General features: G+C 75.7%; 1 protein-coding gene. It reads left to right on the forward strand.

Translation table 11 applies throughout. The features are described from left to right. Nucleotides 1–3 precede the first annotated feature (3 nt). A complete protein-coding gene (locus AC0OO9_RS27245) occupies nt 4–10,986 on the forward strand; it encodes a type I polyketide synthase (RefSeq protein ID WP_484518063.1) in 10,983 nt (3,660 codons plus the stop codon). Nucleotides 10,987–11,011 lie beyond the last annotated feature (25 nt).

Consider the following 11,011-nt stretch of genomic DNA (forward strand, 5'->3'; position numbering starts at 1 on the left):
CTGCTGCGACGACGGGTCAACACAAGGAGTGCGCGGTCCATGGCTGACGAGGCGAAGCTTCTCGACTACCTCAAGCGGGTCACCGCTGACCTGCACCAGGTGCGCCAGCGCCTGCGCGAGGTGGAGGCCGGTGAACAGGAACCGGTCGCCATCGTCTCCATGAGCTGCCGCTTCCCCGGCGGGGTGCGGTCGCCCGAGGACCTGTGGGAGGTCGTCGCGTCCGGCCGGGACGTGGTCTCCGACTTCCCGGAGGACCGCGGCTGGGACCTCGGGTCGCTCTACGACAGCGACCCCGAGCAGAGCGGCACGTCGTACACGCGGCAGGGCGGCTTCGTCCACGACCTGGCCGACTTCGACCCGGGCTTCTTCGCGATCTCCCCCCGGGAGGCGCTGGCGATGGACCCGCAGCAGCGCTGGCTGCTGGAGACCTCGTGGGAGGCCCTGGAGCGGGCCGGCATCGACCCGCACTCGCTGAAGGGCAGCCGCACCGGCGTCTTCGCCGGCAGCACCGGCCAGGACTACGGCACCGTGCTGATGGGCGCCGCACAGGGCCTCGAAGGGCACCTGATGACCGGCAACGCCGGCAGCGTGGTGTCCGGCCGGATCGCCTACACCTTCGGGCTGGAGGGGCCGGCGGTCACCATCGACACCGCCTGCTCGTCGTCCCTGGTCGCCCTGCACCTCGCGGGGCAGGCGCTGCGGCAGCGGGAGTGCACCCTGGCCATCGTCGCCGGGGTCACCGCCATGTGCACCCCGGCCGCCTTCGTCGAGTTCTCCCGGCAGCGCGGCCTCGCCGCCGACGGCCGGTGCAAGGCGTTCGCCGCCGCCGCCGACGGGACCGGCTGGTCCGAGGGCGTCGGCGTCCTGGTGCTGGAGCGGCTGTCGGACGCACAGCGCAACGGCCACCCGATCCTCGCCGTGGTACGGGGCAGCGCGGTCAACCAGGACGGCGCCTCCAACGGCCTGAGCGCCCCGAACGGACCGTCGCAGCAGCGGGTGATCCAGCAGGCCCTGGCCAACGCCGGCCTTGCCGCCGGCGGCGTGGACGTGGTGGAGGCGCACGGCACCGGCACCCGGCTCGGCGACCCCATCGAGGCGCAGGCGCTGCTCGCCACGTACGGGCAGGACCGGGGGGACTCGGCGCCGCTGCTGCTCGGGTCGGTCAAGTCGAACATCGGTCACGCCCAGGCCGCCGCCGGTGTCGCCGGTGTGATCAAGATGGTGATGGCGATGCGGCACGGCGTCGTGCCGCCCACCCTGCACGTGGACGAGCCGACGCCCGAGGTGGACTGGTCGGCCGGCGAGGTGTCGCTGGTGACCGAGGCGACGCCGTGGCCGGCGGTGGGCCGCCCGCGCCGCTCGGCGGTCTCCTCGTTCGGGGTGTCCGGCACCAACGCGCACACCATCCTGGAGCAGGCCCCGGCGCCCCAGCAGCCCCCGTCGGCCGCCGTCGCGCCGGTGGTCGAGCGGCCGGTCGTGCCGGTGCCGGTGTCGGCCCGGGACGCGGCCGGCCTCGCCGCGCAGGCGGGCCGCTGGGCCGCCCGGATCGCCGCCGACGAGACCCTGCGCCCCCTGGACGTGGCGTTCTCGTCGGTCACCTCCCGCTCCACCCTGGACCACCGGGCCGTGGTCTCCGCGACCGGCCGCGACGACCTGCTGGCCGGGCTGCGCGCCCTCGCCGCCGGGGAGCCGTCCGGCGCGGTCGTCACGGGCCAGGCCGGCGGCCGGGGAACGCTTGCGGTGCTCTTCTCCGGCCAGGGCGCGCAGCGCGCCGGCATGGGCCGGGAGCTGTACGCCGAGTTCCCCGTCTTCGCCGCCGCGCTCGACGAGGTGTGCGTGTACCTCGACGCGCTGCTGCCGCGCCCGCTGCGCGAGGTGCTGTTCGCGCCCGAGGGTTCCGCCGAGGCGGAGCTGCTGGACCAGACCGTGTTCACCCAGGCCGGGTTGTTCGCCGTCGAGGTGGCGCTGTTCCGGCTCGTGGAGTCCTTCGGGATCACACCGGACTTCGTGGGCGGGCACTCGATCGGCGAGGTCGCCGCCGCGCACGTGGCCGGGGTGCTGTCCCTGTCCGACGCGGCGGCGCTGGTCGCGGCGCGGGGTCGGCTGATGCAGGCGCTGCCCGCCGGCGGTGGGATGCTCGCCGTCGCGGCCGCCGAGGACGACGTCCTCGCCACGCTCGACGGCCTGGCCGACGTGGGGATCGCGGCCGTGAACGGGCCGACGTCGGTGGTCGTCTCCGGCGCCGTCGAGGCGCTGGACGAGGTGGAGCGGCTCTGGAAGGACCGGGGCGCGCGCACGCGCCGGCTGGCGGTCAGTCACGCGTTCCACAGTCCGCTGATGGAGCCGATGCTCGCCGAGTTCCGGACGGTCCTCGACGGGCTGGAGTTCGCCGCGCCGGCGTTGCCGGTGGTGTCGAACGTGACCGGGGCGCTCGCCGACGCCGACGAGATCCGCACCGTCGACTACTGGGTGCGCCACGTCCGGCAGGCGGTGCGTTTCGCCGACGGGGTCGCCGCGCTGCGCGCCGCCGGCGTGGACACGTTCCTGGAGATCGGCCCGCAGAGCGTACTGACCGCGATGGCGGCGGACATCCTGCCCGGCGACGACGGCGTGCTGGCCGTCGCCGTGCAGCGCAAGGACCGGCCCGCCGTGCACGGGCTGCTGGCCGGGCTGGCCGAGCTGCACGCGCACGGGGTGGCCGTCGACTGGCAGCCGTGGTTCACCGACACCGGCGCCCGGCGGGTGGACCTGCCCACGTACGCGTTCCAGCACCAGCGCTACTGGCCCGAGGCGGGCGCCGGGTGGACCGGCGACGTCACCGCGTTCGGCCTGCGGCCCGCGCAGCACCCCCTGCTCGGGGCCGCCGTCGGCGTCGCGCACGCCGAGGGCTTCCTGTTCACCGGTCGGCTGGCCCGGCGTACCCACCCGTGGATCTCCGACCACGTCGTCTTCGACACCGTGCTGCTGCCCGGCACGGGCTTCGTCGAACTCGCCCTCCAGGCGGGCGCGCACGTCGGCGCGGACCACGTCCGCGAACTCACCCTGGAGTCGCCGCTCATCCTGCCGGAGACCGGGGGCGTCGACATCCAGCTCTGGATCGGCCCGGCGGACGAGACGGGCTGCCGGTCCGTGTCGCTGCACTCCGCCCCGGACGGCGAGCCGGCCGAGGGCGAGCGGGCCTGGACCCGCAACGCCAGCGGCGTGCTGGCCAGCGGCCCGGCCGTGCCGAGCGGCCCCGCCGGCTGGTCCGACCTGACCACCTGGCCCCCGCCGGGCGCGACCGAGGTCGGCACCGACGACCTCTACCTGAACCTCGCCGCCCAGGGCTACGACTACGGCCCGTCGTTCATCGCCCTGCGCTCCGCCTGGCGGCGCGGCGACGACCTCTTCGCCGAGCTGGCGCTGCCCGAGGCCCCCGCCGCCGAGGCCGGCGGGTACGGCCTGCACCCGGCCCTGCTCGACGCGGCGCTGCACACCCTCGGCCTGACCACGCCGACCGGGGAGCCGTCCGGGGCGGACATGCCCCCGGGGTACGGCCGGCTGCCGTTCTCCTGGAACGACGTCGCCCTGCACGGCGCCGGCGCCGCGGCGGCCCGCGTCCGGGTCTCGCACACCGGCCCCGACAGCATCTCGCTGCTGCTCACCGACGGCACCGGCGCGCCCGTCATCTCCGTAGGCTCCCTGGTCCTGCGGCCGGTCTCCGCCGACCAGCTCCGCACCGCCTCCGGCGGCGGCGCCGAGTCGCTGTTCCGGGTCGAGTGGGCCCCGCTCGCGCTGCCCGCCGGCCCGTCCACCGTCGACTGGGCGGTCATCGGCGACGTGGCGGCGCTCACCGACGCGGTCGCCGCCACCGGCACGACCGTGGCGGCGTACGCCGACCTGACCGCCCTGGCCACGGCCATGGACGACGGGACGGGCGCGCCCGGCGTGCTCGTCGTGCCGTTCCTCGACCCGCCCGCGTCGGCGGACGTGCCCGGGGCCGTCGCCGAGGTGACCCACCGGGCGCTCGCCGTGCTCCAGCAGTTCCTCGCCGACGACCGCTACACGGACTCCCGGCTGGTGGTGCTGACCTCGGGCGCGGTCGCCACCGAATGGGACACCGACCTGACCGACCTGGCCGGCGCCGCCGTGATCGGCCTGCTCCGCTCCGCCCAGTCGGAGAACCCCGACCGGTTCGTGCTGGTCGACGTCGACGACATCGCCGGCTGCGCCGCCGCGCTCGTCCCGGCCGTCGCCACCGACGAGCCGCAGGTCGTGATCCGCGCGGGCGTCGCCGCCGGCGCCCGGCTCACCCGGGTCCCCGCCCCGAGCGAGCCGCCGGCCGCCCCGTTCGACTCCGACGGCACCGTCCTGATCACCGGCGCCACCGGCACCCTCGGCCAGCTCATGAGCCGGCACCTGGTGGACACGTACGGCGTCCGGCACCTGATCCTCACCAGCCGGCGCGGCCGCGCCGCCGGAGGCGTCGCGGAGCTCTGCGCCGAGTTGGAGGCGCGCGGCGTGAGCGTCACCGTCGCCGCCTGCGACGTCGCCGACCGCGCCGCCGTGGCCGAACTGCTGGCCGGCATCCCGGCGGAGCACCCGCTGACCGCCGTCATCCACGCCGCCGGCGTCCGCGACGACGGCGTCATCTCCTCGCTCACCCCCGAGCGGATGGACGGCGTGCTGCGGCCCAAGGTCGACGCCGCGTGGCACCTGCACGAGCTGACCGCCGACCTCGGCCTGAAGGCGTTCGTCTCGTACTCCTCGCTGGCCGCCACCGCCGGCGGCCCGGGCCAGGGCAACTACGCCGCCGCCAACGCGTTCCTCGACGGGCTGGCCCAGCACCGCAAGGCGCGCGGCCTCGCCGCCCTCACCCTCGCCTGGGGCCTCTGGGCCGACCGCAGCGGCATGACCACCGAGCTGGACGACGTCCACCTCAACCGGATCTCCCGCTCCGGCGTCGCCGCCATGGAGGCCGAGGAGGGGCTCGCCCTCTTCGACGCGGCCTGCCGCACCACCGACGCCGCGCTCGTCCCGGCCCGGCTGGACCTCGCCGCGATGAAGGTGCAGTTCGCCGGCGGGAGCATCCCGCCGCTGTACCGGGCACTGATCCGTACGCCCGCGCGCGCCGCCGCGGCCACCACCGGCGCCTCGCTCGTGCAGCAGCTCGCCGGGCTCGGCGACGCCGAGCGGGCCGCCGCGCTGGTCGAGATCGTCCGGGGCCAGGCCGCCGCCGTGCTCGGCTACCCCGACCCGGCGGCCATCGAGCCGCGCCGGGCGTTCAGCGAGTTCGGCTTCGACTCGCTCACCGCCGTCGAGATGCGCAACCGGCTCAACAACGCCTTCGGGATGCGGCTGCCGGCCACCCTCGTCTTCGACTACCCGACCCCGCACGACCTGGCGGCCTTCCTGGGTACGGAGATCGCCGGCACCCCGGTGCCCGTGCGACCCACGACGACCGCCGTGCCGGTCGGCGACGACGAGCCCCTCGCGATCATCGGCATGGCCTGCCGGCTGCCCGGCGGCGTGTGGTCGCCCGACGACCTGTGGCGGCTGGTGGTCGACGGCGTCGACGCGATCAGCGACCTGCCGACCGACCGGGGCTGGGACCTCGACAGCCTCTACAGCCCCGACCCCGACGCCCCCGGCACCTTCTACGCCCGCGGCGGCGGCTTCCTCAGCGGCGTCGACCGCTTCGACCCCGGCTTCTTCGGCATCTCGCCCCGCGAGGCCCTGGCCATGGACCCGCAGCAGCGGCTGCTGCTGGAGACCACCTGGGAGTCCTTCGAGTCCGCCGGCATCGACCCCGCCGACGTACGGGGCAGCAGCACCGGCGTCTTCGTCGGCACCAGCGGCCAGGACTACGGCTCGCTGCTCGCGTACTCGCCGGAGGCCGCCGAGGGCTACATGCTGACCGGGATGACCAGCAGCGTCATCTCCGGACGGGTGGCGTACACGTTCGGGCTGGAGGGGCCGGCGGTGTCGCTGGACACCGCCTGCTCCTCGTCGCTGGTCGCGCTGCACTGGGCCGGTCAGGCGCTGCGGCGCGGCGAGTGCGACATGGCCCTCGCCGGCGGCGTCATGGTGATGGCCACCCCGACCGCGTTCGTCGAGTTCTCCCGGCAGCGCGGCCTCGCCGCCGACGGCCGGTGCAAGTCGTTCGCCGCGTCCGCCGACGGCACCGGCTGGTCCGAGGGCGTCGGCATGCTGCTCGTGCAGCGGCTCTCCGACGCCCGCCGGCAGGGCCGCACCGTGTACGCGGTGGTGCGCGGCTCGGCCATCAACCAGGACGGCGCCTCCAACGGGCTGACCGCCCCGAACGGCCCCTCGCAGCAGCGGGTGATCCGACAGGCCCTTGCGTCGGCACGCCTGACGACCGCCGACGTGGACGTGGTCGAGGCGCACGGCACGGGCACCACCCTCGGCGACCCGATCGAGGCGCAGGCCCTGCTCGCCACGTACGGGCGGGAGCGGCCCGCCGACCGGCCGCTGCTGCTCGGCTCGATCAAGTCGAACATCGGCCACGCCCAGGCCGCCGCCGGTGTCGCCGGCGTGATCAAGATGGTGCAGGCGATCCGGCACGGCCTCGTCCCCGCGACGCTGCACGTGGACGAGCCGTCCCCGCACATCGACTGGACCTCCGGGGCGGTGGAGCTGGCGACGGAGTCGCGGCCGTGGCCGGCCGTGGACCGGCCGCGCCGGGCGGCGGTGTCCTCGTTCGGCATCTCCGGCACCAACGCCCACGTGATCATCGAGCAGGCCGACGAGCCGCAGGCCGTGGCGCCGGCCGAGCCCGGCCCCGGGCTCGTGACCGCCGACGCGGTGCTGTGGTCGCTGTCGGGGCGGTCGAAGGGCGCCCTGACCGGACAGGCGGCCCGCCTGGCGGAGTACGTCCGCGAGCGCGGCGAGGTCGACGCGGCAGCGGTGGGCTGGTCCCTGGCGACGACCCGGTCGACGTTCGACCAGCGGGCCGCCGTGGTCGGGTCGAGCCTGGAGGAGCTGCTGGCGGGGTTGGACGCCCTGGCGTCGGGGGCGCCGGCCGGCAACGTCGTCGCCGGCACCGTCACGCCCCACGGGGCGGGTCCGGTGTTCGTGTTCCCGGGTCAGGGTGCGCAGTCGGCGCGGATGGCCGCCGGCCTGGTGGGTCGTACGCCGGTGTTCGACGCCAGGTTGGCGGAGTGCCAGCAGGTCCTGGCGCCGTACCTGGACGTGGACCTGGTGTCGGTGTTGACCGGTGACGACGAGTCGTGGTTGGAGCGGGTCGAGGTCGTGCAGCCGGTGCTGTGGGCCGTCGGCATGGCCCTCGCCGCGGTGTGGCAGCACGCCGGGGTGACCCCGGCCGCGGTGGTCGGTCACTCGCAGGGTGAGATCGGTGCCGCGTGCGTGGCGGGGATCCTGTCGCTGGAGGACGCGGCGAAGGCCGTGGCGCTGCGCTCGCGGGCGCTGACCGTGCTGCGGGGCACCGGCACGATGGCCTCGGTCGACCTCTCCGCCGACGCGGTCGCCGAGCGGCTGCCGGCGTTCCCGGGTGTCGGGGTGGCGGCCGTCAACGGCCCGTCCACCGTCGTGGTGTCCGGTCCGCCGCAGCCGGTCGCCGACCTCGTGGAGGCGTGCCAGGCCGACGGGGTGCGCGCCCGACTGATCCCCGTGGACTACGCCTCCCACTCGGCCGCCGTGCAGGAGGTCGCCGAGCAACTGCGCGCAGACCTCGCCGACTTGACCCCGCAGGCCGGCCACACCCGGCTGGTGTCGACGCTGACGGGGGACTGGGTGGACCCGTCCTCGATGACTGCCGCCTACTGGTACGACAATCTGCGGCAGACCGTCCAGTTCGACGTCGCCGTCCGCGTCGCCGTCGCCGCCGGGCACACCACGTTCGTCGAGATCAGCCCCCACCCGGTGCTGACGATGCCGGTGACGGCGATCCTGGACGACGCCGGCGCGAGCGGGCACACGCTGGGCAGCCTGCGCCGCGGTGACGACGACGCGACGCGGCTGCTGACGAACCTCGCCACCGCCCACACGATCGGCCTGCCCGTCGACCTGGGCACGGTCCTCGCCGGGACCGACGTCGTGGCGCTGCCCACGTACGCCTTCGACCACCAGCGGTACTGGGTCGAGCCGCCGCTGCACCGGGCGCAGGACGTCAGCTCCGCCGGCCTCCAGGACGCCGGGCACCCGCTGCTCAGCGCCACGCTGACCTTCCCCGACAGCGAGCGGATGGTCTTCACCGGGCGGCTGTCGGTGCGTACCCACCCGTGGCTCGGCGAGCACCGGGTGATGGACAACATCCTGCTGCCCGGCACCGCCTTCGTCGAGCTGGCCACGTACGCCGGTGAGCAGGCCGGCTGCCCGACGGTGGAGGAGCTGACCCTGCTCGCCCCGCTCGTCCTGCCCGAACTCGGCGCGCTCCAGGTGCAGCTGATGGTCGGCGACCGGGACGACGACGGGCGGCGTACCGTCCAGCTCTACTCCCGGCCCTACCGGGACGGCTCCGACGAGATCCTGGCCGACGTCGCCTGGACCTGCCACGCCACCGGCCTGCTCGGTCCGCAGGCGGCCGACGCCGCGCCCGCCTTCGACCTGGGGGTGTGGCCGCCGCCCGGCGCGACGCGCGTCGAGGCCGACGACTTCTACTCCGGCATCGAGGCGACCGTCTTCGGGTACGGCCCGGCGTTCCGGGGCCTGCGCGCCGCGTGGACCCGCGACGACGAGGTCTTCGCCGAGGTCGAACTGCCCGCCGACCACCACGCCGAGGCCGGCCGCTTCGGGGTGCACCCGGCCCTGCTGGACGGCGCGTTGCAGGCCATGTCGATCGGCGGCTTCCTTGGCCGGATGGGCGACGGCGCCGACGCCACCGTGCCCCGCCTGCCGTTCGCCTGGACCGGGGTGTCGCTGCTCGCCGCCGGGGCCACCGCCCTGCGCGTACGCGTCGCCGCCGCCGGCGAGGTCGGCGTCTCCTTCCAGGTGGCCGACGCCACCGGCGCCCCGGTGCTGCACGTCGACTCGCTGATCATGCGCCGGGTCTCCGGCGACTCGCTCGGCGCGGCCCGCTCCGGCCGGCACGAGTCGCTGTTCCAGGTGGACTGGCCGGCGCTGCCGGTGCCCACCGGGCCCGTGCCGGCCGCCACCCGCTGGGTGGCGCTCGGCGACGACCTGGCGCTCAGCGCCGCCTGCGAGGCGGCCGGTGCCCGGGTGCGTACCGACGTCGGCCTCGACTCGCTGGGCGACCTGCTCGCCGGGGGTGAGCCGGCGCCCGAGGCGGTGATCGTGCCGATCGGCGACGCGGGGGACCCGACGGACCCGGCGCTGGCCGGGCAGGCGCGGGCCACCACGCACCGTACCCTCGCCGCGTTGCGGACCTGGCTCGCCGACGACCGGTTCGCCGAGTCCCGGCTGGTGCTGGTCACCCGCGACGCGGTCGCGGCGGGCGAGCAGCAGGTGGTCAACCTGCGCCAGGCCCCGGTCTGGGGTCTGCTGCGCACGGCCCAGCTCGAACACCCGGGCCGGTGCCAGCTCGTCGACCTCGACGACACCCCGGACAGCGCCGCCGCGCTGGCCGCCGCGATCGCCTCCGGCGAGCCGCAGCTCGCCGTGCGGGCCGGGCAGGTGCGCACGCCACGGCTCGGGCGGGTCCCGGCCGGCGTGGAGCCGCTGCCCGGTGGGATCGACCCGGACGGCACCGTGCTGATCACCGGCGGCACGGGCGTGCTGGGCCGCATCCTGGCCCGCCACCTCGCCACCACCCACGGCGTGCGGCACCTGCTGCTGGCCGGGCGGCGCGGCGCGGCGGCCGAGGGGATCGACGACCTCGTCACCGAGCTCGCCGGCGCCGGTACGGAGGTGACCGTCGCGGCCTGCGACGCCGCCGACTCCGACGCCCTGTCGGCGCTGCTGGCCGGGGTGCCCGCGGCGCACCCGCTCACCGCCGTGGTGCACGCCGCCGGTGTCCTCGACGACGGCGTGCTGGAGTCGATGACGCCCGAACGGGTGGACGCGGTCGCCGTGCCGAAGATCGACGCGGCGTGGCACCTGCACCGCCTCACGGCCGACGCGAACCTCGCGGCCTTCGTCCTCTTCTCCTCGGCGGCGGCCACCCTGGGCAGCGCCGGCCAGTCCAACTACGCGGCGTCGAACGCCTTCCTCGACGCCCTCGCGGCGCACCGCCGGGCCCGCGGGCTCGCCGGCATCTCGCTCGCGTGGGGCTTTTGGGAGCAGGCCAGCGGCATGACCGGCCACCTCGGCGACGACGACGTGCGGCGGATGGCCGAGCAGGGCGCCGCCGGCCTCGCCACCGAGCAGGCGCTGAACCTCTTCGACGCCGCGTGGCGGCTCGACGCGGCGGCCGTCGTGCCGATGCGCCTGGACGTCGGGACGCTGCGCGGGCAGGCCGAGGCCGGCACCCTCGCGCCGATGCTCCGGGCCCTGGTCCGGGTGCCGCTGCGGCGCTCCGTCGACGCCACCGGCGCCCGCTCCGGCGGGGTGCAGCTCAGCCAGCGGCTCGCCGGCCTGGCCGGCCCGGAGCGGCTCAAGGTGGTGCTCGACGTGGTGCGGGCGAACATCGCCGCCGTCCTCGGCCACGCTGGCGCCGACGCCGTCGACCCGAACCGGCTCTTCACCGACCTGGGCTTCGACTCGCTCACCGCCGTCGACCTGCGCAACCGGCTCAACGGCCTGTCCGGGCTGCGGCTGCCGGCGACGTTGGTCTTCGACTACCCGACGCCGACCGCGCTCGCCGAGAAGCTGACAAGCGAGATCGCCGCCGACGCGGCGCCCTCCACGCAGCCGCTCTTCCAGGGCATCGACACGGTGGAGAGCCTGCTCAACGCCATCCCGCTCGACCCGGCGGCCCGGGCCCGGTTCACCGCCCGGATGCAGGACCTGCTCGCCAAGGCGTCCGACCTGGCGGCCGGACCCGCCGCCGAACCGGACCGGCCCGACCTCGACTCGGCCAGCGACGACGAGATCTTCGACTTCATCAGCAAAGAGTTTGGAATCTCCTGAGATGACCAACCTTCCAATCGAGGCA

The sequence above is a fragment of the Micromonospora sp. USAFONa4 genome, assembly GCF_057197825.1.